Below are 23,899 nucleotides of genomic sequence, written 5' to 3'. Positions count from 1 at the left end.
GGTGCCGCCCTCTTGCTTTTGCGGGGCCCAGGCCCGGAATGGTCGCCGCCGACGAGCCTGCACCAGGCCGCGCCCTGTCAGTCGCGGACCAGACAGAAGGGGAGCTGGAGAACCTCTTCCCGGGATTGCCTGAGATCCGCGACCCCAAGGTCGAGATGAAACTGCTGCGGCCGAGCGGGATCCGGGCGAGTTCAAGGACATCAGCACAGTCCAGCACCACACACTGCAGCTTGGCGATCACGAGGGCCAGCGTAGACCGGCGATACGCGGGGCGTCCTTATCGGCCTCGGCGACGTGTGCGCTCAGTGTCTCTGCGGTGCCTGCCGGCTCGGGTGCGGCGCTACGTGAAGGCCCAGCCGCTCCACCGCTCGACCCGAACGGCGACCACGGGACCCTCGGGAGGGGAGCCCTTGTACTGCGCGTACTTGCCGCACAGCAACTCCACCGCGCGGTGTCGTTCCCGTCCGTCCTCCAGCACCTCCCCGCGACCGTCGGCGCGGGCCCACCACAGCGTGGACCAGTCCTCGGCGTAGTGGTCCACCAGCACCGTCACCGCGGGGTTCTCCCGGATGTTGCGCAACCGGCGCAGGTCCCACGTGCTCTTGGGCTTGTGGTCGACCGCGAAGTACAGGACGTCGTCCTGGACGACGAAAGTGACGGGCACCGCGTGGGGCACCCCGTGGGCGTCGGCTGTCGCCAGCCTGGCGACGGGCGTTGCGGCGAAACGTTGCTGGGCGGCGAAGGGCGAGAGCCTCATGCGTCCCACCGTAGTGAGGGGCTGAGGACGCCCGGTTCCCCGTGGTGAGGGCGCCGGGCGATCCGTCGTCAGCGGGACGTGCGACGTCTACGTGCGGCCAGGAGCAGACCGCCGCCGGCGAGCAGTACGGCCGTGCCGCCGGCCGCCAGGTACGGCGTGGTGTCGTCGCCTCCTGTCGCGGCCAGGTCGGTGTCGTCCTGCCGGCCGGAAGCTCCGGAGGCTTCGGATTCCGTGGCCTCGCCGCTTCCGGCGCTGCCGTCCTCGTCCTCGGCCGGAACGAAGCCGGCGGGCGGGTTGTCGCAGCCCACGCCGTCCCCGTCGCGGTCGAGGTGGTCACCGTAGTGCTCGTCGCCCTCGGCGATGTTGGAGTACCCGTTCTCGTACGCCTCGGTGCAGTTCTCGAACGGGTGAGTGCCGTCATGGGCCTCGGCGGTGGCCGGCAGGCCGGCCAGTGCGAGCGCGGCGACGGCCGCGGCGGCGGATTTGCGGAACAGGTGCACGGAGAGCCCCCCAGAGTCGGTTCATATGCAGATCCGTAACCGTGATCACGATGAGGCGATCGGCCGGATTTGAGGTGATGAACGTACTGAGGGGCTTTCGGTGCTGCTGCGGATTGGCGGACCCGTGATGCGAACGTGACGTGACCGGACGGTGGCTCTCCGTACGTGCAGGGCGTCGGCCCGCGTGCCGCGTCGCCGCAGTCACCGGGGCTGTCCTTCGCGCAGGCATACGACGGTTCCGGAGCGGGCGGCGGTGTGCAGGGCGGTGAGTGTCGGTGGGTGGGACGTGAGGGGCGCGGTGTGCAGCTCGTTCAGGGTGAAGAGGCCGTCCTTGTCGTGTTCCGGGCTGCGACTGATGCGCTGACCGGCTGCGAGGGTGCCGCCGTAGAAGAAGAAGTCGATCACCGGGCCCGTTCCCTTCACGTCGGCACGGTGGTCGTAGCCGAGGAAGCGAGGAGGGTGGTCGAGGACGATCCCGGTCTCCTCGCGCAGTTCGCGTTGCGCGGCGCTGAGCGGGTCTTCGCCGTGGTCGAGCATTCCGCCGGGCAGCCCCCAGGTTCCGGCGCTCGGCTGGCCCTCGGCGTAGCGGAGCAGCAGAATCCGGTCCTCGTCGTCGAGCAGCAACACGCAGGACCCGACGATGGCCTGCGGAAGGGTCTTGACCCACTCCTCGCGGGGCAGTACTCGCTCCACCTCAGGCCTCCCGGGCGGCGAAGGTGCGGGCCGCGGCCTGCTTCAGGTGCTCGATGAACACGGCCGCGGGGTCAGGAACGCCGAGTCGGTGCAGCGTCACCATCGAGGTGACGATCACGTCGCAGACCTCGGCCGTCACATCGTCCCAGGTGTGGCTCGTTCCCTTCCGCGGGTTCGTGCCCGTCGCCCCGATGAAGGCCTGGGCGGCCTCGCCGAACTCCTCCCCGATCTTGAGCACTTGGAGCAGGCGCTGTTGTGCGGCGGGCAGATCCGCAGTGGCCTGGTCGAAGAAGGCGGCGAGTTCGGCCGTGGTCTTCCACGCGGTCGTGTCCACGAGGGTGTTCCTTCCGTCGAGTGGGCGGGGAAGGGCGAAGTCGCCCACCCGGAGGAACGGGCGCTCGTGCGGATGGTCACTGGTGCGGTCACGAGATGGACGGCCTGCCGGTGACGATCCGTCTGCTGGACCCTCCGCTGCACGAGGTTCGGTCATGAGGCATCCTCACCACCAGCGCTGTTCGAGCGACGTCGAAGGACATTGGTCCGACGCCGTGCGCCTTGGAACCATCAGGGCGCATGAGGCGACTCCAGCGACGTACGTTCATCACCGCGGTCACCACCTCCCTGGCCGCCACCCGGATCGGCGGGCACGCATACGCCGCCGCCCCACCTCCGGCGGGCGGGGCGGCGGCACACGGCAAGGGCTACGAGGTCGTCGCCCGCTTCTGGGGCGCGATACCCACCGGCGTCACGGTCTCCCGCCGGGGCCGTACCTTCGTCAACTTCCCCCGCTGGGGCGACGACGTCCCCTTCACCGTCGCCGAATTACGGGGCGGCAGGCCTGTCGCGTACCCCGACGCCGAGGTCAACCGTGAGGACGCGTCCGATCCGGCGGGACACTTCCAGTCGGTGCAGAGCGTCGTCGTCGACCCCGCCGACCGGCTGTGGATCCTCGACACGGGCCGCCCGTTGTCCGTGCCGTCCTCCTACGGCGGCCCCAAGCTCGTGGCGGTAGACCTGCGCACCGACCGGATCATCCGGAAGATCCTCTTCCCTCCGGAGGTGGTGCTGCCCGGCAGCTTCCCCAACGACGTGCGCTTCGACCTGCGGCGCGGGGCGGAGGGCATGGCGTTCATCACCGACTCGGACGCCCCGAACGGCATCATCGTCGTCGACCTGGCCACGGGCCGCTCCTGGCGACGGCTGGCGAACCACCCCTCGGTGCTTCCCGACAAGAAGTTCCTCCCCGTCATCGAGGGCGAACCGCTCATGGTCCGCCCACCGGACGGTGAGCCCGCGTACTACGAGGTCGGCTCCGACGGCATCGCCATCGGCGCGGACGGCGAGCGTCTCTACTACTGCCCGCTGTCCGGCCGCCGCCTGCACAGCGTGTCGGTCGACGCCCTCGCCGACCCCGACGCCTCCGACGCCGAGGTGGCCCGGACGGTCGAGGACCTGGGGTACCAGCCGATGGCCGACGGCCTGGAAAGCGACGACAAGGGACGCGTCTACGGCGGCGCCCTGGAACACAACGCAATCTGGCGCAGGAACCCGGACGGCACGTACGACACCCTCGCCCACGGGCCCGACCTGGTCTGGGCCGACACCCTCTGCGTCGCCTCGGACCGCCACCTGTACGCCACCGTCAACCAGCTCAACCGCCACGGAGACTTCCACGAGGGGCGCGACCTGCGCCGCAGGCCCTACCTGCTGGTCCGCCTTCCGATCGACGCGGGCCCGGTGCGACTCCGGTAGGGCCTGTCCGGCGGATCAGGTCGCGGCAAAGCAGCGGTGCCACATAGGCGCACGTGCGCGGGGGACACGGGGGTGCCCCCGCGCACGTGCATTCATGGTCCGCCGGGCAGGCCCTGGTCCGGCGGCGGGTCCCCGTCCAGGAACCGGGACCCCAACGGGGTGAGCAGGTGGTGGGCGCTGTTGCCGGTGCGGTGGGTGATGATCAGGCCCGCTTCGCGCAGCACCGTGGTGTGGTGCGAGACGGTGGCCGGTGAGACGCCGGTGCGTCCGGCGAGGTCGGTGGTGGTGCTGTGCCCGGCGGCGACGGCGTACAGCACGGTGGCCCGGCTGTTCCCCAGGAGTGCGGCCAGGCTGCGGCGGCGGGTCTCGGGTTCGAGGCGGGGTTCGGGGCCGGGTTCGGGGCTCCAGACGGTGTCGTGGGTGACGGGGTAGACCACGACAAGGGGAAGGCCGGGAACCGGCTGGATCATGGGTTCTCGGCCGCAGAAGAAGGAGGGGACCAGGCGGACACCGCGGCCCCGGAGTGGAATGTCCAGGTCGTGGTCAGGACAGGTGAGTTCCAGGACCGGGGGCCACCACGAGATGGTGGGATGCAGGTGGGACAGCATGGCGTCCAGTCCCCCCGTCAGCAGGTGGCGTGTGGCGGAGGAGCGGGTCGCCGCGAAGCCGGCGTGGAGATGCTGCCGTAGCGGCGCGACAGCCGCCCGGTGCCAGTCGCGCATGGCGTCGCCCACGGTCCGCAGGACTCGGGGGCAGCCGTCGGCCAGCGCGTCCGTCCAGGCGGGCAGCGGCCTGCCGTTGAAGCGGGTGACGGCTTCCAGGTCGGTGCGCAGAAACGACCTCGGCGTGTGCAGCAGCGTGTCCAGACCCGCCTCGAAGTCCGTGCTGAGCGGGGCCAGGAAATCGGGGGCGGCTCCGTGCGGTCGCACCAGCTCCCGCAGGAGGCCCGCGGAGCGGGGGACACGGGCCTGCGCCCAGCGGCGCCACGGCCCCAAGCCGACGCCCGGCCGCCGTTGCTGGAGGACACGCAGGCTCGCGATCGTCTCGTGCAGCGGCTCGGGCTGCTGTGCCAGGGTCACCCGAAGAAGATCGTCTCTCGTGAAATGGATCCTGAAAGCCACCCTTGGACCCTCCCAGAAGCCGGGACCGTCCGGAAGACGGTCCCGGCCTCACGGCTACGACCGGAACGGCCCCTTCACCTCATAGGTGATGCCACCCGACGAACTCCCGCTCGTCCCCCGCTGGCTCGAGAAGTACAGCCGCGTGCCGTCCGGGGAGAACGCCGGGCCCGTGATCTCCGAGCCCGACTGGTTGTCGACGCGGAGGAAGGGGGCGATCACGTCGGCCGGGGTGATCACGCAGATCTCCATGTTGCCGCCGTCCTCCGCCACGAAGAGGTCGCCGGAGGAGGAGCCGGTGATGTTGTCGACGCCGGTGAGGGGGGCCGTGCCGGAGGTGACGAGGGAGTCGTCGTAGGCCAACTCGTAGGTGTTGTTGGTCAGGTTGAGCTGCCAGACGCGGTTGTCGCCCTTCGTGGTGAACCAGACCGTGTCATCGGCGTAGTGGCAGCCCTCCCCGCCGTTGAAGGACTTCGAGCCGGAGACCTGGGTGCGCGTGGTGGTGGGGGAGCCGTCCGGGTCGGGCACGTTCGCCCAGGTGAAGGAGCCGGATGCGGCGGAGCCCGCGACCATGACCTGAAGGGTGCCGGAGGACAGGTTGCCCCAGGTCGTCGGTACGAAGCGGTAGAAGCGGCCGTTCGACTCGTCCTCGGTCAGGTAGATCACCTTCCGCACCGGGTCCGCGGCTGCCGCCTCGTGCTTGAAGCGGCCCATCGCGTCCCGGCGCACGGCCGCGTTCACGCCCCACGGGTCCGTCTCGTAGACGTAGCCGAGGGACACCTCCTCGCAGGACAGCCAGGTGTTCCACGGGGTCTTGCCGCCCGCGCAGTTCTGCCGGGTGTTGGACAGGACGCGGTACGCCGACGTGATCGCGCCCGTCGACGAGAACTTCACGGCGCTCGCGCCGCCGCTCGGGTTGATCTCCGAGTTCGACACGTAGATCCAGCCGGTGCCGTCGGTGTAGCACGCGCCGCCGTCGGGGGCGTTGTGCCAGGTGTACGACGTGCCGGAGACCCGCTGGCCGGAACGGGCGATCACGCGGCTGGTGAAACCGCTGGGGAGTCGGATGCCGTTGGCGTCGGGTGCGCCGAGCGGCCCGTACGGGCTCGCACCGGGCTGGGCCGGTGCGGCGTACGCGGCGCCGCGCCACAGGGTTCCGCCGAGGACGGCTGTTGAGCCGCCGAGGACGGCCGCACGCAGGAGGGTACGACGTTCCACTCTTGCTCCAAGAGTTGCCGTGACCGCCCCGCCGCCGGTCGGCGACGGGGTTGGGGGGTGCGGTCAGGGACCCTAGGGGCGCTGGGTCATCCCCTTCGGGGACGCGGGGTTGACGGGTCATGGACAGGTTGTGACGGGCGCGGGAGCCGGCGCATTCGGCCTGTTCGGCCTGTTGGCCCGTTCGGTGCGTTCGGTGCGTTCGGGGCCCTCAGGCCGGGAGTGCCGGAGCCTCCCGCCGCCGCGCGCCCGGTCTGCCCACCGGGTGGCCTGGCGTGGGCGGCTCGGCCGAGGGCAGGCGGACCACCGCGTCCAGCCCGCCCGTGGCCGCGGCGCGCAGGCTCGCCTCGCCGCCGCTCGCGTGCGCCAGGCGTTGGACCAGCGCCAGCCCGAGGCCCGTACCGCCCTTGGGAGCGCCGGGGGCGCGCCAGAAGCGGTCGAAGGCGCGGGCGCGTTGGTCCGGTGTCATGCCCGGGCCCTCGTCGGTGACGTGGAGGTCGACCCGGCAGGGGCGGGCGTCGCGCAGCGCGCGGCGGGGTGGGGCATGGAGGCGCAGTTCGATGGTGACCGTGGTGGCGGGCGGGCAGGCGCGCAGGGCGTTCGAGAGCAGGTTGTCCAGGATCTGCTCGATGGATCCGGGGAGTGCCAGGACCGGGCCCACGCTGCCGGCGAAGAGGACGAGGGCGCTGGAGCAGATCGGACTCGCCCTTGCGGTACAGGGCGAGGGTGGCCAACTGCTCGGGCGAGGTCACGAACGCCACGTTCTTGACCCTCCCGCTGGTGGTCCAGATCGACACCGTGCGATCCGGGATCTGCCAGGACAGCATCCGGTCGTCATACGGCTGCGCGCCCTCAGGCCGGAAGCACACCGGCTTCTCGGTGGCCTTGCGGTAACGCCGCGAGTCGGGCCTGCCCAGGTTTCCGGCCCTCAGGTTCGCCTTCAACACCCATATGCGTCACAGGTCTTCTTGATCACATGCTGGGCGGCCTGCGCCCCCAGCCCCCACCGGGACTTCACCGCGTTGTAGGTGTGTTTACGCAGTTCGAAATTGCAAGCGTGCAGGGTCGCCTCGAGTGCCGCCGCCTGCTCCGGCGTCGGCACCAGCTTGACCTGCACCACCAGTTTCACCCCGCCAGGCTGGCGCGTAGCATTGGTCTGTGTCACCGAGATGGGAACCAAACCCTGATATACGCAGAGGTCGTAGCGTTGTCTACTCGCTGCACGCGCATTTGGTCTTCACTCCGAAGTACCGGCGCGGTCCGTTCACTGACGAGATCCTCACGCGCTGCGAGGAGATCATGCGGGACGTGTGCGCGGACTTCGGCGCCGAACTGCGCGAGTTCAACGGCGAGCGGGACCACGTGCACCTACTGGTCCGCTACCCGCCCAAGGTCGCCCTGTCCCGGCTGGTCGGCTCCCTCAAGGGCGTCTCGGCGCGCCGCCTGCGCCAAGAGTTCCCCGAGCACGTCCGCCGCTACCTGTGGGGCGACCACTTCTGGTCCCCGTCCTATTTCGCCGCCTCCGCAGGCGGCGCACCTCTCAAGGTCATCAAGGAGTACATCGAGAACCAGAAGCGTCCCGGATAAGCCAGCAGCTCCGACGCCACGACACGGCGGCACTCCGCGCCACCCTGCCAAGGATGCGATTCCTCCCGGGCATGAATGCCCGGGGTTCCTCGCAAGAACCAAGCTGAATCCGACCCGCAACCGGAGGGAGTCCGGCCATGTCCGGCTGGAGTGAGAAGGACATCCCCGACCAGAGCGGCCGCGTCGCCGTCGTCACCGGAGCCAACAGCGGCATCGGGTACGTCACCGCGCGGGAACTGGCGCGCAGGCGCGCCCGCGTGGTCCTCGCGTGCCGGAGTGAGGCGCGAGGCGCGGAGGCGAGGGACCGGATGGTCGCCGAGGTCCCGGGTGCCGAGGTCGACCTGGCGTTGCTGGACCTCGGCGACCTGGGCTCCGTACGGCGGTTCGCGGCCAGCCTCTCAGGAGAGCGGCTCGACCTGCTCGTCAACAACGCGGGCGTCATGGCGTTGCCGTACGGGACGACCGCCGACGGGTTCGAGACGCAGTTCGGCGTCAACCACCTCGGGCACTTCGCGCTCACCGGGCTGCTGCTGCCCAAGCTGCTGGCCACGCCCGGTGCGCGCGTCGTGACCGTCTCCAGCACGATGCACTCGATGTCCAACATCGACATCAACGACCTCAACAGCGCACGCCGCTATCGGCGTTGGACCGCCTACGCCCGCTCCAAGACCGCCAACCTGCTGTTCACGCACGAGCTGGCCCGCAGGCTGGCGGCGCACGGATCGGACCTGGTCGCGGCGGCGGCGCACCCGGGGTACGCCGCCACCAACCTGCAGACGGCCGGGCCCCGGATGGCCGACCGCAAGCTCAGCGAGCGGTTCATGCGGATCGGCAACCGGTTCTTCGCCCAGTCGGCGGACGCCGGTGCGCTGCCCACCCTCTACGCCGCCACCGCGCCCGACGTACGCCCCGACTCCTTCACCGGGCCCTCCTTCGTCGGCTGGCGCGGGTCGCCCGCGCCGTCCTGGAGGGCGCCGTGGACCTTCAACGACCGGGCGGGCGAACGGCTTTGGGACGCCTCCGAACAGCTCACCGGGGTGACGTACGACGCACTGGAGGTGTGAGCGCCGGTCAGTCCTTGCGGCCGCTCACGGCCACCGTCACGCCCAGCCCGATCATGGTGACCCCGCCGGCCCCGCCGACCAGCGAGAGGCGCTGCGGCGAGCGCGCGAACCAGTTCCGCGCGGTCGCCGCCACCAGTCCCCACACGCTGTCGGACGCCACCGCGATGAGGTTGAAGACCAGCCCGAGCACCAGCATCTGCGCCGCGACATGCCCCTGCCCGCGGTCGACGAACTGCGGCAGTACGGCGGCGAAGAACACGATGGTCTTGGGGTTGCTCACCCCGACGGCGAACCCCTCCCAGAACGTGCGCACGCCCCCCTGCACGGCCGCCGCGTCCTCGGCGAACGCGGCGCGCAGCGCACCGCGTTCGCGCCACGCCTTGACGCCGAGGTACACCAGGTAGGCCGCGCCGGCCAGCTTGAGCGCGGTGAAGACCAGGACCGAGCGTTCCACGACCGACCCGACGCCGAGCGCCACGGCCACGATGAGCACGTACGCGCCGACCGTGTTCCCCACCACCGTGGTCAGGGCGGCACGACGCCCCTGGGCGAGCGCCCGGCCGATCACGAACAGCACACTGGGACCGGGGACCACGATCAGCAGGAACGACATGGCTGCGAAGGCGAGCAGACGGTCGGCAGGCACCATGCCTCCCATGCAAGCACGGGTGACTTCCGCCCTGCCAGCGAATTCCCAGGCCGTCGCCCGCCACCCGACCGCTCTTCAGGCCGACGCCGCGCTGCCGGAACAGCTCGAGAGCTGACCGCGGCGCGGCGTCGGCAAAGGCTCTTACGAGGTGCGGATCTCGTACGTCGCCACACTCACCGTCTCGTCGTCCAGGCACTGCCCGGTCTCCAGGTCGAAGCGCTGCTTCAGCAGGGGCGAGGCGACGAACGGCCGCCCCTGGTGGTTGCCGGTCAGGCCGCGGGAGAGGACCGCCGCGCCGCTGAACGGGTCGCGGTTGCAGATGGCGTACAGCTTGCCGGCGCGGTCGCGGAAGAGGGCGACCTGGCGGCCGTCGGGCAGCAGGGCCGCCACCCCGCGGCCCGGCAGCAGCGCACTCAGGTCGCAGACCGTGAACCACTCTTCGTCGAGGCGCAGTTGGATCTTCAGGTCGGTCGTCTCGGGTGCCAGGGTCATCGCTGGGCACTTCCTTCCAGGACGTCTGCCGGGTTGTCGGCGGGCCGCATGCCGATGGACAGCAGCGGCAGGTCGGGCTTGATCTGGTCGCGCTCGGGGACGAAGCCGACCACCGGGTCGGGGGTGTCGGGCGCGTTCACGAAGGAGACGAACCGGGACAGCTTCTCGGGGTCGTTGATGGTCTCCGCCCACTCGTCGCGGTAGTTGGCGACGTGCGCGGCCATCAGGGACTCCAGCTCCTCGCAGATGCCGAGGGAGTCCTCCACCACCACGTCCCGTACGTGGTCCAGGCCGCCCGGGATCCGCTCCAGCCAGGTCGAGGTGCGCTCCAGGCGGTCGGCGGTGCGGATGTAGAACATCAGGAAGCGGTCGATCAGGCGGATCAGTTCCGCGTCGCTCAGGTCCTGGGCCAGCAGGTCCGCGTGGCGCGGGGTGGCGCCGCCGTTGCCGCCGACGTACAGGTTCCAGCCGTTGGCGGTGGCGATCACGCCGAAGTCCTTCGACTGGGCCTCCGCGCACTCGCGCTGACAGCCGGAGACCGCCGACTTGAGCTTGTGCGGCGACCTCAGGCCCCGGTAGCGCAGCTCCAGGTCGATCGCCATGCGGACCGAGTCCTGGACGCCGTAGCGGCACCAGGTCTGTCCCACGCAGGACTTCACCGTGCGCAGCGCCTTGCCGTACGCGTGGCCGGACTCGAAGCCCGCGTCCACCAACCGTGCCCAGATGAGGGGGAGCTGCTCGACGCGGGCGCCGAACATGTCGATCCGCTGGCCGCCGGTGATCTTCGTGTAGAGACCGAAGTCGCGGGCCACTTCGCCGATCACGATCAGCTTCTCGGGGGTGATCTCGCCGCCCGGGATGCGCGGCACGATCGAGTACGAGCCGTTCTTCTGCAGGTTGGCCAGGAAGTGGTCGTTGCTGTCCTGCAGGGACGCCTGCTCGCCCTCCAGGACGTAACCGCTCACGCCGATCGTCGGGGCGAGGGAGGCGATGATCGAGCCGACGGCCGGCTTGCAGATCTCGCAGCCGTCGCCGCCCCGGGCGCCCTCGCGGCCGTAGCGGTCCAGCAGGTCCTGGTAGGTGTTGATGCGCAGGGCGAGGACGATCTCGTACAGCTCCTCGCGGGTCTGCGAGAAGCAGCCGCACAGGCCCTTGTCGACCTCGACGCCGCTCGCCTCCAGCTCGGCGTTGACGAGCTGGCCGAGGACCTTGACGCAACTGCCGCAGGTCGTACCGGCCTTGGTGCACTTCTTCACCTCGGGCACGGTCGTGCACTGGTGGTCGGTGACCGCGCCGCGGATCGTTCCCTTGGTGACGTTGTTGCAGGAGCAGATGATCGCGTCGTCCGGCAGCGCGGTCGGGCCGAGCTGGGTCGGGGCGCCGGCGCCGGCGGGCAGGACCAGCGACTCCGGCGAGACCGGCGGGACCGAGCCGGTGAAGGCGCGCAGCGTGCCGTACGCCTCCGCGTCGCCGACCAGGATGCCGCCGAGCAGCGTGCCGTCGCGGCCGATGACCAGCTTCTTGTACAGGCCCGCGCGGGAGTCGGAGTAGACGACGTCGAGGCAGTCCTCGGTGGCACCGTGCGCGTCGCCGAAGGACGCCACGTCCACGCCGAGCAGCTTCAGCTTGGTGGACAGGTCGGCGCCGGTGAAGGCGGCCTCCTCGTCGGCGGCGATGGTGGCGGCGGCCGTCTCGGCCTGCTCGTAACCCGGGGCCACCAGGCCGTACACCCGGCCGTCCGCGGCCAGCGCGCACTCGCCGATCGCGAACACGTGCGGGTCGGAGACCGTACGGCACTGCTCGTCGACCGAGATGCCGCCGCGCTCGCCGACCGTCAGACCGCAGTCGCGGGCCAGCTGGTCGCGGGGGCGGACACCGGCGGAGAACACCACGATGTCGGTGGCGAGTTCGGAGCCGTCGGACAGCTTCATGCCGGTGACGGCGCCCTCGGAGTCGACCACGATTTCCTGCGTGCCGACGCCCGTGTGGACGCTGAGGCCCATCTCCTCGATGGTGCGCAGCAGCGCGGCGCCGCCGCCCTCGTCGACCTGCACCGGCATCAGGCGCGGCGCGAACTCCACGATGTGGCTGGTGAGTCCGAGGCCCTTGAGCGCACCCGCGGCCTCCAGGCCGAGCAGACCGCCGCCCACCACGGCACCGGTCGTGCGGGTCTTGGCGTACTCCTCGATGGCGAGGAGGTCATCGATCGTGCGGTAGACGAAGCAGCCCTTCGCGTCCTTGTTGGGGACCGGCGGCACGAACGGGTAGGAGCCGGTGGCCAGGACGAGGATGTCGTAGTCGAAGACCTGACCGGACCTGGCCGTGACCTTCTTCGTCTCGCGGTCGATCGTCTCCGCCGGGTCACCGACGTACAGCTCGATGCCCTCCTTCTCGATGAACTCCATGTCCGTCATCGAGAGGTCCTCGGGCGTCTTGCCCGAGAAGTACGAGGTGAGCGCTACGCGGTCGTACGCCGGACGCGGCTCCTCGCACAGCACGACCACGCGGTGCGTGGCGGTCAGGCCGCGCTCGGCGAGCGCTTCGAGGAAGCGCTGGCCGACCATGCCATGGCCGACGAGCACGATCGTGGGGTTCGCCCCCAGGGTGGCCATCATCAGGAGCCTCCATCATTGGTGAGCAGGTGGAGCAGAGGGCCGTCGTCGGGGAGCGGCTCTGCTCCCTCCCAGGCGCGGGCGAGCGCGCCGACGGTGCCGAGTTCGCCGACGAGGACCCCGCCGACCAGGCGGTCGTCGCGGACGACGACCTTGCGGTAGGTGCCGCGCGTGGCGTCGGCGAGCTGGACCACGTCGTCGCCGGGGAGGGCCTCCGTCTCACCGAACGCGGCGAGGTCGAAGGCGGACTGCCCGGTGAGGGTGAGGCGGGTCAGCGAACGGGTGCCGGTGTACCGGGCGTCGGCGTCGCCCGCCAGCGACTCGGCCAGGGCATCCGCCTGTTCGAGCGCCGGGGTCGCGAGCCCGTACACCGTGCCGTCGTGCTGGGCGCAGTCGCCGATCGCCCGGATGTGCGGGTCGGAGGTGCGCAGTTCGTCGTCGACGACGACGCCCTTGCGGACGTCGAGGCCGGCGATCTGGGCGAGACCCACACGCGGGTGCACCCCGCACGCCAGGACCACGAGGTCGGCGTCGAGGGCGTAACCGTCGGCCATCTCCACCGAGCGGACCGCGCCGCCGACGCAGCGCACGTCGCGCACCCGGCACTCGGTGTGGATCTCGACACCGAGGTCGGTGAGGTGCCGGCGGACCAGCTTGGAGGCCGCCGGGTCGAGCTGGCGCTCCATGAGCCGCTCGGACTGCTGGGCGAGGACGACCTGCGCGCCGCGCAGGGCGAGCGCGCGGGCCGCGGACACCCCGAGGAGCCCGCCGCCGATCACCACCGCCCGCACGCCCGGCCGTACCGCCTTGGACAGGCCCAGGCAGTCGTCCATGGTGCGGAACGCGTGCACGCCCTCGGGCAGCACGTGGTCGGGGGTGAACAGGCCGCGCAGCGGCGGGAGCACCGGGTTGGAGCCGGTGGCCAGGACCAGCGTGTCGTATGCGATCTTCGAGCCGTCCGCGCACTCGACGCTCCGCCCGGCCCGGTCGATGCCGGTGACCCGGGCACGGGTCAGCTCCGCGGGCGCCGGGAGGGCGATCACGTCGGGGCTGTAGCGTCCGGCCAGCACCTCGGCGAGCAGCACCCTGTTGTACGGCCGGTGCTCCTCCTCGCCGATCACCAGCGCGGGCACGCCGAGCTCACCGAGCCGCCGGGCGAGACGGACGCCCGCGAGGCCGGCGCCGATCACCACCACACGCGTATTCGAGGTCATGTTCAGGAGCGTGCGATGCCGGTGTTACCCGACCGCATCACGTCTGTTTCCCGCGGGGAACGCTGCCCTCAGCGAGGGCCGGGGGCGGGTGTGAGGGTTCGGGGAGCGCGGCGGGGGCGCGCTGTGAGGAGGCGCCGGGGGCGGCCGAATCTCCGGGTTCCGTGCAGCCACCATCGTCTACGACCGGGGGCGGCGCGAGGCCGGGTTTCTCCAGCTCACGGGGAGGGGGGCCGCTTCGAGACGGAACCTCAGAAGATCCTCATCTCGATGGATGGGGCACCTATCCCCTCCATAGGGTCCCGGTCATGCCCGACATATCGCTGACCGTGGTCGTCGTCCTCTGTTTCGCGGCCCTGGCGGCCGGCTGGATCGACGCCGTGGTCGGCGGAGGCGGGCTCCTGCTGCTGCCGGTCCTGCTGCTCGGCCTGCCGTCGAGCACCCCGGCCGCGTACGCGCTCGGCACCAACAAGGCCGTCGCCATCGTCGGCACGACGGGCGCGGCCGTGACGTACGCCCGCAAGGCCCCGGTCGACGTCGGCACCGCCGTACGCATCGGTCTCGCGGCCCTCGCCGGATCCTCGGCCGGGGCCTTCTTCGCGGCCGGGATGAGCACGGAGGTCCTCAAGCCGGTGATCATGGTGGTGCTGCTCGGCGTGGCCGCCTTCGTGATTCTGCGCCCCGCCTTCGGCACCGCCCCCGCGACCGGCCCGGCCACCCGCCGCCAGGTCCTGGCCGCGATCGGCCTGGCGGGCCTCGGCATCGGCTTCTACGACGGCTTGATCGGCCCCGGCACCGGTACGTTCCTCGTGCTCGCCCTCACCGCGGTCCTCCACCTCGACCTGGTCACCGCCTCCGCCACCGCCAAGATCGTCAACTGCTGCACCAACGCCGGCGCCCTCGCCACCTTCGCCTGGCAGGGCACGGTCCTGTGGCAACTGGCCGCCCTCATGGCCGTCTTCAACCTCGCGGGCGGCACACTGGGCGCGCACACCGCCCTGAAGCAGGGCAGCGGTTTCGTCCGGATCGTGCTGCTGACGGTGGTGTTCGCGCTGGTGGCGAACCTGGCGTATGAGCAGTGGCTGGCCTGAAAACAAGTGGGGCTACTTCGCGCAGCCCCCTACTGTGACCCGCGTGACAACTCAGGTGATCGTGCTCAACGGCGGCTCCAGCTCGGGCAAGTCCGGGATCGTGCGGTGTCTGCAGGAGGTGCTGCCGGAGCCCTGGCTGGCCTTCGGGGTCGACTCGCTGCTCGAGGCGATGCCCGGTGCGGGCACCGGGATCGAGATCGCCCCGGACGGCGGGGTGAGCGTCGGCGACGAGTTCATGGCCCTGGAAGCGGCGTGGGCGACGGGTATCGCCGCGATGGCCCACGCCGGCGCCCGGGTGATCATCGACGACGTCTTCCTCGGCGCGGCGGCCACCCAGGAACGGTGGCGCAAGGTCCTCGACGGACTGGACGTGCTCTGGGTCGGCGTCCGGTGCGAGGCCGAGGTGGCCGCGGGCCGGGAGATCGCCCGCGGCGACCGGGTGCGGGGGATGGCCGAGAAGCAGGCGGAGCTGGTCCACCGGGGCGTGGTCTACGACGTGGAGGTGGACACCACCCGCTCGGAGTCACTGCAGTGCGCGCGGACCATCGCCGCACACGTGAGCTGAGCTAGGGCCCTTCTGATGGATCTCCGCAGCGTCGTCTGCGGAGATCCATCAGAAAAGGGCCCTAGGGCTTCCGCAGGAGGAGCTCGATCACTCCCGTCGTGTCCTCCTGCCCGTTCCCCAGAGCGAGCCGCCGCTCCATCAGGTCCATGTACGGCGTCAGCAGCTCCGCGCTCACGCCCTGCTCCTCGGCCGTCCGCAGCAGCGTGGCGTTGCCCGCGACCTGCATCGCCAGGTTGGAGACGACGTCCTTGCCGTAGTCGCCGCTCTCCAGCTGGTCGGCGGCCTTGTGCGCGGAGGACGCCATCGCGGTGAGCCAGGACACGAGCAGTGGCGCGAAGTCCTTCGGTGCGATGTCCTCCCGGCGGATCAGCGCGAAGGCGTGCGCGATGCCCGCGAACATCCCGCTCATCGCGCTCAGCAGCGCCACGTCGTGCAGCGCGGCGAACCCCGGGTCCGCACCGACGTACGTGGTCCCGGCCGGCACGGCGAGCGTGTCCCGGTGCTCCTCGAAGAGCGCGGCGGAACCGCTGTAGAAGACGTACGCCCCGGAGTCGGGCGCCCCGATCATCGGCGGTACGGCCATGATCCCGCCGTCCAGGAAACGGGCCCCGCGCGCCTCGGCCCACGCGGCCCGTGAACGCCCCTGGGCGGGGGTGCCGGTGGTGATGTTCACCAGGTCCCGCCCGGTCAGGTCGGCCCCGTCGAGGGCCTCGCCGACCGAGGCGTCGTCGAGCAGACAGACGACCACGAGCCGGTTCGCGGCCACCGCCTCGGCGGCGCTCGCGGCGACGGTCGCGCCCTCGGCGGCCAGGGCCTCGGCACGGGCGGGGGTGCGGTTCCAGACGGTGACGGGATGCCCGGCGGCGAGCCAGGCGCGGGCGAGGGCGGTGCCCATGGCTCCGGTGCCGAGGAGGGTGACGGGCGCGGTGGAAGCAAGTGCCTTGTCAGTCATGGAAGTTAGGCTCGACGAAGGGAACGGCCTGCTCAAGTACGTACTTCGGAGTGGGTGGTTACCGCCGGGAAAGAGTCCAGGCAGGAGGAGGGGGCGGCATGGCGAACGCACGGCGGCCGGGATCGTACGTCTGCGGGGTCGACGCGGCGATGGACGTGATCGGCGGCAAATGGAAGGTGGTCATCCTCTGGGAGCTGTCCGTGCGCCCGTGCCGCTTCGGCGAGCTGCGCCGGGGCCTGCAGGGCGTGACGGAGAAGGTGCTCGCGGCGCAGCTGCGGGAGCTGGAGGCGGCCGGCATCGTGCACCGGGAGGCGTACGACGAGGTACCACCGCGCGTCGAGTACTCGCTGACGCCCCGCGGCGCCGCCCTCAACGAGGCGCTGGTCCCACTCGGCGCGTGGGGCAAGGCGAACGTCCTGGGCGGTGCACCGGAGCCGCACGGCTCAGCTGCCGCTGCCCGTCAGATGCGCGAAGACGACGACGTTCCCCTGATAGCCGGTGCTCCGTGAATAGTCCCCACCGCATGTGATCACCCGCAGCTCGGGCCGCGCGGCCGCCCCGTACACCTTCTCGTCGGGGAAGTCCTTCGCGGCGTACACCTCGACCGCGTCCACGGCGAACACCGCGACAGCTCCGTCGCGCCGGTCCACCTCGATGGCGGCGCCCTTCTTCAGGGCGCCGAGGTCGTAGAAGACGGCGGGGCCGTCGGCGTTGTCGACGTGACCGGCGACGATCGCGGTCCCCCTCTCGCCGGGTGTGGTGCCGGCCTCGTACCAGCCGGCGAGGTTCTTCTTCGCGGCCGGCGGGACCTCCAGGCTGCCGGTCGGCGTGAGGCCGAGGCCCATCAGGGGGGCGTTCACGCGGATGGAGGGGATGCGGATCCGGTCGGGCGGGGAGGGCGGCAGGGCGGGCGCCGCGGACGGCTCGGCGTGTGCCTCTGCGGGGGCTTTCGTATGGGCTTCCGCCGCGGACGGCTGCGGCGGGGCATGCGTCGCCGCGCCGCTGCGCAACAGCCACGCGCCCGAGCAGAGGGCGACCGCGGTGACGGCCGCTATCGCGGCGTTTCCCAGTCTGCGCACGGCGACAACCCCTCTCCTGACTGAGCCCTTCCCCCTCCGGGCCGCGAGGGGCGTCGGACCCGGAGGGGGAGGGCACGTGCGGTACCGGCGGACGGACAGCGGAGGGTGTCCGTCAGATCCCGTCGCCTCTCGCCCGGCGATGCAGGAGCCAGGTACCGCCCGCGGCGGCGACGGCGAGAGCCGCCACGCCGGCCGCGGTCCGCGCGGGATCGGGGCCCAGTGCGCCGCCGACCCCCGTCTTCACACTTCCCCGGGGATGCACCTGCCCGCGCACCGACGTCAGCGTGACGACCAGGTCACCCGTGACCCGCCGGCCGTCCTCCGCGCAGACCGCGACGATCTCGTACGTCCCCGGCTGCGCGCTCGGCGGCACCCGGAACTGCCCGATCGCCTGGCCCTCGCGCGCACTGGGCGCCAGCGGGAAGGAACCGGCACCCACCGCGCCGGCGTCCCCTGCCGCCGAACCGCCGTCCCCGCAGGCGCCCGTGTTCACGGTGACCAGCTCACCCGGCACGACCGAGGAGGGGGAGACGTCCAGACTGCCGGTGCTTCCACCGTACGCGGGCGCGGCGCCGAGGCCCGCGACGGCGACGGCGAACGCGGTACCGGTGAGCAGGCGGGCGGTACGTCGCATCGGTGCTCCTTCGAGCTCTTCTGTGTTCTGCCGGTGAGGGATGCCCTTTCGAGGTAAGTGGCAGCGGGCCGAGACCGCTTCCTGAAGAAATGTCAGAAATGAGGTGAATGGGTGTCAGGTCGGACCCGGTCGAAGGGCTCCGGCCGACATTCCAGCAGGTCACCGACGCGAGGCAGGCGCACGAGGAAAAGAACCCGAAGGATGCGGAGCACGACTGTGAACGGGTGACCACCTGACCCGCCGCCCGAATTGTCGACAATCGGTAATTGGCAGATCTGTTCCACCCCGCGGAGGGAAAACCCCAGGTCACGTGGCCGTGCCGGTGGAACAGATCTGCCAATCCCTAACACGTAAGCCGCTCAGGAGGCGTACTCGGCCAGAACTTCCCCCACCGCCCTACGCCCCACCGCGGCCAGCACCGGGTTCTTCCCGCCGCGGTAGTAGTGATCCGCCATGATGCCGAAGCACAGGGCGGACTTTCCGGTGACGTGCAGTGTTCCGCCGTGCTGGCTGAACGACGACACCAACTCATCCTGCGGGCCCTGCGTTCCGGCGGCACCGCCACCGTGGCCGACCTCTCCGAGCAACTGGATGTCAGCGCGGCCACCATCCGCCGTGACCTTCTCAAAATGGAAGAGGACGGGCTACTCACCCGGGTCCACGGCGGCGCGGTCATCGAGGATGATCCCGCACCCTTCAGCGAGGCCGCCGGGGCTCAGGTGGCCGAGAAGGACGCGATGGCCGCCCGGGCGGCCACGATGATCGAGGACGGTCAGTCGGTCATCCTCGACAGCGGCACGACCGTCCACCAGCTCGCACGCCACCTGCACGGGCGGCGCCTCACGGTGATCACCAACAACCTCGCGGTGTACGAGGAACTCGGCGAGGACGAAGACATCGATCTCGTGCTGCTCGGCGGCATAGTCATCCGCGCGTCACGCATGACGGACGGCTTCATGACCCAGGACGCCCTCCGTCAACTGCACGCCGACTGGCTCTTCCTGGGCGCCTGCGGCCTCCGCCCCGGCGGTCAGGTCATGGACACCACAGTCGTCGAGGTGCCCGCCAGACGAGCCATGATCGCCGCCGGCGACAAGGTGGTGCTTCTGGCGGACAAGAGCAAGTTCCCCGGAACCGGCATGGTGAAGATCTGCGGTCCCGAGGAACTGGATGTGCTCATCACCGACGCATCGGCAGACGACGCGACCTGCATGGCCCTGGACGAGGCGGGCGTGACGGTGATCCACACCGCTCCGGCCCCAGTCGGCAGCTGACGGCCGGCCGACCGTCGGGGCGTGCGCCCCGACGCCGGATCACTCCACGCCCACCGCGCTCCAAGCCGCCCCCACAGCCCCGTACTCCGCACTCCCCGCCCCGTACAGATCCCGCGCCGCGTTCAGCGTCGCCGTACGCGCCCCCGCGTAATCCGTGGACGACGTCATGTAGACCGTCAGCGCCCGGTACCAGATCTTGCCCAGCTTGTCCCGGCCGATCCCCGTCACCGAAGACCCGTCGCACGTCGGCGAGTTGTAGCTCACGCCGTTGACCGACTTCGCGCCGCTCCCCTCCGCCAGCAAGTACGCGAAGTGGTTCCCGACCCCCGACGAGTAGTGCACGTCGAGGGTCCTCACCGTCGGGCTCCAGCAGTCCACCGACACGCCGTCCTTCGACGGCTTGTCCATGTAGCGCAGGGCCTCCCGGCCGAAGCCGGAGCGGACGACCTTCTCGCCGATCAGGTAGTCGCCGGCGTCCGAGGAGTTCCCAGCGTGGAACTCCACCAGGGCGCCGAAGATGTCCGATGTGGCCTCGTTCAGGCCGCCCGACTCGCCCGAGTACGTCAGCGCCGCCGTCTTCGACGTCACACCGTGGGTCATCTCATGGCCGGCGATGTCCAACGACACCAGAGGGCCGAGCTGAGTCCCGTCACCGTCGCCGTACGTCATGCAGAAGCAGGTGTCGTCCCAGAAGGCGTTGTTGTACCGGGTGCCGTAGTGCACGCGGCTGTACGAGCCCTTGCCGTCGCCCGCGATGCCGTTGCGGCCGTGGACGTTCTTGTAGTAGTCCCACGTCACGTCCGTGCCGTACTGGGCGTCCACCGCCGCCGTCGCCCGGTCGGACGTCGTACCCGTGCCCCAGTGGTTGTCCGCGTCCGTGAAGACCGTCGACGGGGCCCGGCTGAGGCAAATCGCCAGGACGCACAGGTCGGTCTGGTTCGCCGCGTCGCCGGTGTACGTGTTTCCGCGCGTCGGGTCCTTGAGTTGGTACGTCGATCCCGACAGCGTCGTGTTCAGTGGGACCTTGCCGCTGTACAGCGACTCGCCGTCGCCCGACACGGACTCGACACTGTCCCAGGCGTCGATCCGGGCGCCCGTGCGGGCGTCGGTCAGCGTCGTCCGCGCGACCGGGTTGCCGAGGGAGTCCTGCGCCACGGCGTCCGTCTGCCATGCCAGCTTCGGGGCCCCGTGCAGGGCGTCGACGACCAGACGGGGCTTGGCCGTCACCTTCCTCAGCGTCTCGCCGAGGTGCGCGGCGCGCAGGGCATTCACCGCTAGGTCGGAGGCCTGCCGCAGGGACAGGGCGGGCGTCACGCTCGACAGGGATATCACGCTCCGCGTCGCCCGTTGGGCGCCGCGGTACGAGCCGTCGGGAGCGAGGTGGACCACGAAGTCACCGCCCAGGACGGGGAGTTGGCGGTACGTGCGGTCGTAGCGGACGTGCTGGGTGCCGTCCGCGTCCACGACCACGTCCCGGACGGTCGTGTCCTGCCCGGCGGTGAGGCCCAGGGCCGCGGCCCGGTCCACGAGTGCCGACGCCGCGTTCTCGATCGCGGTGGCCCGGGTCGGGCGGTCGGCCGCCTCGGCGGCGGGGGAGAGTGCGGCGGCCAGCAGGGTGGCGGTGGTGGCGGCCGCTCCGGCGGCGGCGAGACGGCGGGAACCTCGGGCATGCAGCCGTATCCGGCTCATCGGTCTCCTCGGGAAGGGCCTGATCTTGACCAAGAGTTAAGGGGCCCTTGACCTGCCATGTCCATGGCGGGAATGCGAAGGAGTGTGAGAGGTGAGAATCGTTTCTGTGAGAGCGACGCGACTCCCCTTCTTCGTCTACGGCACCCTCCGCACCGGCGAGGTCAACCACGACCTCTTCCTGCGCGGCCGCACACGGTCCGAGGAACCGGCGCGACTCACCGACGCGGTGCTGTACGACGGACCCGGATATCCGTACGCCGTGGAGGAACCGGGCGGGACAGTGCGAGGGGAACTCGTCACCGCGCGACCGGAGGCGTACGAGGACCTCCTCGCCGGCCTCGACCGCCTGGAGGAGTACGCCTTGAACGACCCCCGCAACCTCTACGAACGCGTCGAGCGCGAGGTCATCAGGGACGCCGACGGCACGGCCGTACGCGCCTGGGTGTACGTCGCCGCGCCCTCCGTCGCCGCCCGGCTGCGCGATCGGGGCAAGCTGATCGAGAGCGGGGACTGGTCGGCGGGGTGAGCCGCACCGGCACCCTCAACGCGCGCCATCCGCACCGGCGGTACTAAGACTTCACCGCCCCACCCGCAGCCGTGGACCTAAGACTCCACCGCCTCCAGCCGCACCGCGCACGCCTTGAACTCCGGCATCCGTGAGGTCGGGTCAAGTGCCGGGTTGGTCAGGGTGTTGGCGCGGCCCTCGCCCGGCCAGTGGAAGGGCATGAAGACGGTGTCCGGGCGGATCGTGGTGGTGATGCGGGCCGGTGCCACGGCCCGGCCCCGCCGGGAGACGACGGCCACCGGGTCGCCCTCGGCCGCGCCCAGCCGCTCCGCCAGCCGGGGGTGCAGTTCCACGAAGGGGCCGGGCGCGGCGGCGTTCAGCTCGTCCACGCGCCGGGTCTGGGCGCCGGACTGGTACTGCGCCACCACCCGGCCGGTCGTCAGCAGCACCGGATACTCGTCGTCGGGCTCCTCGGCGATCGCCCGGTGCGAGACGGGGACGAACCGGGCCCTGCCGTCCGCCGTGGCGAAACGGTCGAGGAAGAGGCGGGGGGTGCCGGGGTGGACGCCGTCGGCGGTGTCGTCCCGCGCCGGGTCGTCCGGCTGGAGATCGAGGGCCGCGTCTTCACCGTCCGCCGTGTCCGCCGTGTCCGCCGTGTCCGCCGTGTCCGCCGGGCACGGCCAGAAGACCCCGTTCTCCTCCACCAGCCTGCGATAGGTGATGCCGGAGTAGTCGGCCGGCCCGCCCGCGCTCGCCCGGCGCAGCTCCTCGAAGACCTCCTCGGCGTCGGTCGGGAAGCCCTTCTCCACGCCCAGCCGGGCGGCCAGCTCGTGCATGACCTCCAGGTCGCTGCGCACGCCCTCCGGAGGGCTGATCGCCTGCCGCCGCAGCAACACCCGGCCCTCCAGGTTGGTCGTGGTGCCCGTCTCCTCCGCCCACTGCGTGACCGGCAGGACGACGTCCGCGAGGGCCGCGGTCTCCGACAGCACGACATCGCACACGGCCAGGAAGTCCAGTGACCGCAGCCGTTCCTCGATGTGCGCGGCGCGCGGCGCCGACACCACCGGGTTCGACGCCATCAGCAGCAGCGACTTGATGTCCCCGCCCAACGCGTCCAGCAGTTCGTACGCACTGCGCCCCGGCCCCGGCAGCGAGTCGGGGTCCACGCCCCACACCTCGGCCACATGCCGCCGCGCCGCCGGATCGTCCAGCTTGCGGTAGCCGGGCAACTGGTCGGCCTTCTGGCCGTGTTCGCGCCCGCCCTGCCCGTTGCCCTGCCCGGTCAGACAGCCGTACCCGGACAGCGGGCGCCCCGCCCGGCCGGTCGCCAGGCACAGGTTGATCCACGCGCCCACCGTGTCGGTGCCCTTGGACTGCTGCTCGGGTCCGCGGGCGGTGAGCACCATCGCGGCCTCCGGCTCGCAGAACAGCCGTACCGTCTCGCGGAGTTGTGGGACGGAGACGCCCGTGATCCGCTCCACGTACTCGGGCCAGTGGGCCATCGCCGCGGCGCGCGCGTCCTCCCAGCCGACCGTGCGTTCACGGACGTACTCCTCGTCCACCCGGCCCTCGGCGACGACCAGGTGCAGCAGACCGAGTGCGAGCGCGAGATCCGTCCCCGGCCGGGGTGCCAGGTGCAGGTCCGCCTGCTCGGCGGTCTTGGTGCGGCGCGGGTCGATGACGATCAGGGTGCCGCCGTTCTCCCGCAGTTCGTTGAAGAACCTCAAAGACGGCGGCATGGTCTCCGCGAGGTTGGAGCCGACCAGGATCACGCAGCCCGTCTTCGGGATGTCCTCCAGCGGGAAGGGCAGACCGCGGTCGAGCCCGAACGCCTTGATGCCGGCGGCGGCCGCGGACGACATGCAAAAACGCCCGTTGTAGTCGATCTGCGAGGTGCCGAGCACGACCCGCGCGAACTTGCCGAGCGTGTACGCCTTCTCGTTGGTCAGGCCGCCCCCGCCGAAGACCCCGCACGCGTCCGGGCCATGTTCCGTGCGCGTGCGGGACAGCCCCTCGGCGATCCGGTCCAGTGCCTCGTCCCAGGAGGCGGGCACGAGCGTGCCCTCGGAGCGCACCAACGGGGAGGTCAGCCGCACCCGGGACGAGAGCACCGCGGGCGCCGTACGGCCCTTGCCGCACAGCGCCCCCCGGTTCACCGGGAAGTCCGCACGCTCGCTCACTTCGACGGTCCCGTCCGGCACGGGCGTCAGATTCATCCCGCACTGCAGGGCGCAGTACGGGCAGTGCGTGGGCGTCGCGGAGTTCTGCATGCTTCTCAGCGTGCTTCGGCCGTGTTACGCGCCGGGCGGTTCCCTGTTACGCGGACGGGACGGCGACCTCCCCGCCACCGCCCGTCCGCCGTGAGGGCCGTGAAGGCCCACCCCTGAGTCGCCGCTGGAGGGGCAAAAGTTGCCCATGCGGCGAATCGCAGCTCATGTGGCTTATTTCGTTCCATACTTG

General features: G+C 71.0%; 24 protein-coding genes and 2 pseudogenes. 8 read left to right on the top strand and 18 right to left on the bottom strand.

Going from position 1 to position 23,899, the window contains the following annotated elements; genetic code table 11:
• Positions 1-340: 340 nt before the first annotated feature.
• The 4 genes from ABT063_RS02465 to ABT063_RS02450 all read right to left on the bottom strand — a co-directional run bounded on the left by ABT063_RS02465 (position 341) and on the right by ABT063_RS02450 (position 2,284).
• Entirely contained in the window at positions 341-757 is a 417-nt protein-coding gene (locus ABT063_RS02465) for a TIGR03668 family PPOX class F420-dependent oxidoreductase (protein ID WP_351055189.1), read from the bottom strand.
• A 68-nt stretch (positions 758-825) separates the two neighbouring features.
• The gene (locus ABT063_RS02460) at positions 826-1,257 is read right to left on the bottom strand and encodes an excalibur calcium-binding domain-containing protein (protein ID WP_351055188.1); all 432 of its coding nucleotides are present in this window, start codon (positions 1,255-1,257) and stop codon (positions 826-828) included.
• 201 nt (positions 1,258-1,458) lie between these two features.
• The gene (locus ABT063_RS02455; protein WP_351055187.1) at positions 1,459-1,950 is read right to left on the bottom strand and encodes an NUDIX hydrolase; all 492 of its coding nucleotides are present in this window, start codon (positions 1,948-1,950) and stop codon (positions 1,459-1,461) included.
• A 1-nt stretch (position 1,951) separates the two neighbouring features.
• On the bottom strand, positions 1,952-2,284 hold the full coding sequence (locus ABT063_RS02450) for a MazG-like family protein (protein WP_351055186.1): 333 nt from the start codon (positions 2,282-2,284) through the stop codon (positions 1,952-1,954).
• A 239-nt stretch (positions 2,285-2,523) separates the two neighbouring features.
• Here ABT063_RS02450 and ABT063_RS02445 point away from each other — a divergent pair, with 239 nt between their 5' ends.
• Positions 2,524-3,702: an L-dopachrome tautomerase-related protein gene (locus ABT063_RS02445; RefSeq protein WP_351055185.1), complete on the top strand. Its 1,179-nt coding sequence runs from the start codon at positions 2,524-2,526 to the stop codon at positions 3,700-3,702.
• A gap of 92 nt (positions 3,703-3,794) precedes the next feature.
• Here the strand turns inward: ABT063_RS02445 and ABT063_RS02440 are convergent, their stop codons facing one another.
• From ABT063_RS02440 to ABT063_RS02425, 4 genes and pseudogenes are all read right to left on the bottom strand, one after another.
• On the bottom strand, positions 3,795-4,781 hold the full coding sequence (locus ABT063_RS02440; protein ID WP_351055184.1) for an ArsR/SmtB family transcription factor: 987 nt from the start codon (positions 4,779-4,781) through the stop codon (positions 3,795-3,797).
• A gap of 96 nt (positions 4,782-4,877) precedes the next feature.
• The gene (locus tag ABT063_RS02435; RefSeq protein WP_351055183.1) at positions 4,878-6,038 is read right to left on the bottom strand and encodes an alkaline phosphatase PhoX; all 1,161 of its coding nucleotides are present in this window, start codon (positions 6,036-6,038) and stop codon (positions 4,878-4,880) included.
• Between the two features lie 208 nt (positions 6,039-6,246).
• Positions 6,247-6,720 (bottom strand): annotated as a pseudogene (locus ABT063_RS02430) (sensor histidine kinase); the annotation flags it as partial.
• A pseudogene (locus ABT063_RS02425) lies at positions 6,719-7,164 on the bottom strand (RNA-guided endonuclease TnpB family protein); the annotation flags it as partial. The pseudogenes ABT063_RS02425 and ABT063_RS02430, both read right to left, overlap by 2 nt.
• Positions 7,165-7,193: 29 nt before the next feature.
• Here ABT063_RS02425 and tnpA point away from each other — a divergent pair.
• Together tnpA and ABT063_RS02415 are read left to right on the top strand one after the other, a co-directional pair.
• Positions 7,194-7,622, top strand: a complete 429-nt coding sequence (tnpA, locus tag ABT063_RS02420; protein WP_351055182.1) for an IS200/IS605 family transposase — start codon at positions 7,194-7,196, stop codon at positions 7,620-7,622.
• A 137-nt stretch (positions 7,623-7,759) separates the two neighbouring features.
• The gene (locus ABT063_RS02415) at positions 7,760-8,686 is read left to right on the top strand and encodes an oxidoreductase (protein ID WP_351055181.1); all 927 of its coding nucleotides are present in this window, start codon (positions 7,760-7,762) and stop codon (positions 8,684-8,686) included.
• A gap of 7 nt (positions 8,687-8,693) precedes the next feature.
• On the opposite strand, the gene ABT063_RS02410 is transcribed toward ABT063_RS02415, so the two are convergent.
• The 4 genes from ABT063_RS02410 to ABT063_RS02395 form a co-directional block, all read right to left on the bottom strand.
• Positions 8,694-9,335 carry a LysE family translocator gene (locus ABT063_RS02410; RefSeq protein WP_351055180.1) on the bottom strand — a complete coding sequence of 214 codons (642 nt, stop codon included), beginning with the start codon at positions 9,333-9,335 and terminating at the stop codon, positions 8,694-8,696.
• A 141-nt stretch (positions 9,336-9,476) separates the two neighbouring features.
• Positions 9,477-9,827: a nitrite reductase small subunit NirD gene (gene nirD, locus ABT063_RS02405; protein ID WP_351055179.1), complete on the bottom strand. Its 351-nt coding sequence runs from the start codon at positions 9,825-9,827 to the stop codon at positions 9,477-9,479.
• Complete coding sequence (gene nirB, locus ABT063_RS02400) at positions 9,824-12,442, bottom strand: nitrite reductase large subunit NirB (RefSeq protein ID WP_351055178.1); 2,619 nt, start codon at positions 12,440-12,442, stop codon at positions 9,824-9,826. The genes nirD and nirB overlap by 4 nt, the downstream gene beginning before the upstream one ends.
• Entirely contained in the window at positions 12,442-13,653 is a 1,212-nt protein-coding gene (locus ABT063_RS02395) for an NAD(P)/FAD-dependent oxidoreductase (protein WP_351055177.1), read from the bottom strand. Before ABT063_RS02395 ends, nirB begins: the two co-directional genes overlap by 1 nt.
• A gap of 305 nt (positions 13,654-13,958) precedes the next feature.
• On the opposite strand from ABT063_RS02395, the gene ABT063_RS02390 reads away from it, so the two are divergent.
• Both ABT063_RS02390 and cpt read left to right on the top strand, forming a co-directional pair.
• Entirely contained in the window at positions 13,959-14,741 is a 783-nt protein-coding gene (locus ABT063_RS02390) for a sulfite exporter TauE/SafE family protein (RefSeq protein WP_351055176.1), read from the top strand.
• A gap of 43 nt (positions 14,742-14,784) precedes the next feature.
• A complete protein-coding gene (cpt, locus tag ABT063_RS02385) occupies positions 14,785-15,306 on the top strand; it encodes a chloramphenicol phosphotransferase CPT (RefSeq protein ID WP_351055175.1) in 522 nt (173 codons plus the stop codon).
• 61 nt (positions 15,307-15,367) lie between these two features.
• Here the strand turns inward: cpt and ABT063_RS02380 are convergent, their stop codons facing one another.
• Entirely contained in the window at positions 15,368-16,258 is an 891-nt protein-coding gene (locus ABT063_RS02380) for an NAD(P)-dependent oxidoreductase (protein ID WP_351055174.1), read from the bottom strand.
• A 98-nt stretch (positions 16,259-16,356) separates the two neighbouring features.
• On the opposite strand from ABT063_RS02380, the gene ABT063_RS02375 reads away from it, so the two are divergent.
• Positions 16,357-16,767, top strand: coding sequence for a winged helix-turn-helix transcriptional regulator (locus tag ABT063_RS02375; RefSeq protein ID WP_351055173.1), 411 nt, complete (start codon positions 16,357-16,359; stop codon positions 16,765-16,767).
• Here the strand turns inward: ABT063_RS02375 and ABT063_RS02370 are convergent.
• The 3 genes from ABT063_RS02370 to ABT063_RS02360 form a co-directional block, all read right to left on the bottom strand.
• Positions 16,702-17,337, bottom strand: a complete 636-nt coding sequence (locus ABT063_RS02370) for a class F sortase (RefSeq protein ID WP_351055171.1) — start codon at positions 17,335-17,337, stop codon at positions 16,702-16,704. The two genes, ABT063_RS02375 and ABT063_RS02370, sit on opposite strands and share 66 nt — an antisense overlap.
• Positions 17,338-17,449: 112 nt before the next feature.
• Positions 17,450-17,971 (bottom strand): hypothetical protein, encoded by a 522-nt coding sequence (locus tag ABT063_RS02365; RefSeq protein ID WP_351055170.1) that lies wholly within the window; start codon positions 17,969-17,971, stop codon positions 17,450-17,452.
• A 359-nt stretch (positions 17,972-18,330) separates the two neighbouring features.
• Positions 18,331-18,495 (bottom strand): hypothetical protein, encoded by a 165-nt coding sequence (locus ABT063_RS02360; RefSeq protein WP_351055168.1) that lies wholly within the window; start codon positions 18,493-18,495, stop codon positions 18,331-18,333.
• Between ABT063_RS02360 and ABT063_RS02355 the strand changes: the two genes are divergently transcribed.
• Positions 18,475-19,245 (top strand): DeoR/GlpR family DNA-binding transcription regulator, encoded by a 771-nt coding sequence (locus ABT063_RS02355; RefSeq protein ID WP_351055167.1) that lies wholly within the window; start codon positions 18,475-18,477, stop codon positions 19,243-19,245. The two genes, ABT063_RS02360 and ABT063_RS02355, sit on opposite strands and share 21 nt — an antisense overlap.
• Positions 19,246-19,284: 39 nt before the next feature.
• Here ABT063_RS02355 and ABT063_RS02350 read toward each other — a convergent pair whose 3' ends face one another.
• The gene (locus tag ABT063_RS02350; RefSeq protein WP_351055166.1) at positions 19,285-20,934 is read right to left on the bottom strand and encodes a M4 family metallopeptidase; all 1,650 of its coding nucleotides are present in this window, start codon (positions 20,932-20,934) and stop codon (positions 19,285-19,287) included.
• A gap of 106 nt (positions 20,935-21,040) precedes the next feature.
• Between ABT063_RS02350 and ABT063_RS02345 the strand changes: the two genes are divergently transcribed.
• Entirely contained in the window at positions 21,041-21,460 is a 420-nt protein-coding gene (locus tag ABT063_RS02345; RefSeq protein ID WP_351055165.1) for a gamma-glutamylcyclotransferase family protein, read from the top strand.
• A 77-nt stretch (positions 21,461-21,537) separates the two neighbouring features.
• Here the strand turns inward: ABT063_RS02345 and ABT063_RS02340 are convergent, their stop codons facing one another.
• Positions 21,538-23,709: a molybdopterin oxidoreductase family protein gene (locus tag ABT063_RS02340; protein WP_351055164.1), complete on the bottom strand. Its 2,172-nt coding sequence runs from the start codon at positions 23,707-23,709 to the stop codon at positions 21,538-21,540.
• Positions 23,710-23,899: the final 190 nt, after the last annotated feature.

It is taken from the genome of Streptomyces sp. NPDC002838 (genome assembly GCF_040295365.1).
GTDB lineage: Bacteria > Actinomycetota > Actinomycetes > Streptomycetales > Streptomycetaceae > Streptomyces.
Note: the sequence above shows the minus strand (reverse complement) of the source record. Positions and strands in the feature narration are given on the sequence as shown.